This window comes from Oleiphilus sp. HI0125, assembly GCF_001635355.1.
In genome coordinates this window covers 1-547 of record NZ_LWGF01000459.1, presented here as the reverse complement: position 1 = coordinate 547, position 547 = coordinate 1, and the positions used below count along the sequence as shown (strand labels likewise).

2 protein-coding genes are annotated in these 547 nt (G+C 45.9%); both read left to right on the top strand.

Annotation, left to right across the window (positions count from 1 at the left end; genetic code table 11):
- Positions 1-171 (top strand): hypothetical protein, encoded by a 171-nt coding sequence (locus A3762_RS28265; protein WP_255375034.1) that lies wholly within the window; start codon positions 1-3, stop codon positions 169-171.
- Positions 172-174: 3 nt separating this feature from the next.
- Positions 175-459 (top strand): hypothetical protein, encoded by a 285-nt coding sequence (locus A3762_RS28260; protein WP_068754531.1) that lies wholly within the window; start codon positions 175-177, stop codon positions 457-459.
- The last annotated feature ends 88 nt before the right edge of the window (positions 460-547 follow it).

Sequence of the window (547 nt, the reverse complement as noted above, 5' to 3'; positions counted from 1 at the left end):
ATTACGGAGTTTAACTACCGATATACTGATGGCTCTGATGCTCAAATTTTTGTTGGTGTGCAAACTTCAGGGGTTGAAGGCGAACGGGTACAGCTTGTTGAGGGGCTTGAGGAACAAGGTTATCCAGTGATGGATTTAACCGATAATGAAGTCGCTAAACTGCATGTGTGACATATGGTCGGTGGCCCATCTAACGCCGAAAATGAGCAAGTATTTCGTTTTCAGTTTCCTGAGCGCCCTGGCGCTTTGATGAAATTTTTGACCTCGCTTGGTAGCAAATGGAATATCTCAATGTTTCATTACCGCAACCACGGAGCGGCATATAGTCGTGTCTTTATGGGGGTGCAGGTCAGTGAAGAAGAGAAGCCAACGTTTTTAGCGATGCTAGATGAAATTGGTTTTCCGTATTGGGATGAGAGTGATAATCCTGCCTATCTTCAGTTCTTGCGCGCGAAATAGGTATGTAGCTCGGTAGTGACACTATCAAGCCGCACATCCCACGCTTGGGTTTCGATGTGTGGCAGTTTTTGTAGCTCAAACGCTAGAC

What these genes read in the sequence shown, in the direction of transcription:
- A3762_RS28260 (WP_068754531.1), top strand. Translation starts at nt 175, where the DNA reads ATGGTCGGTGGCCCATCTAACGCCGAAAATGAGCAAGTATTTCGTTTT.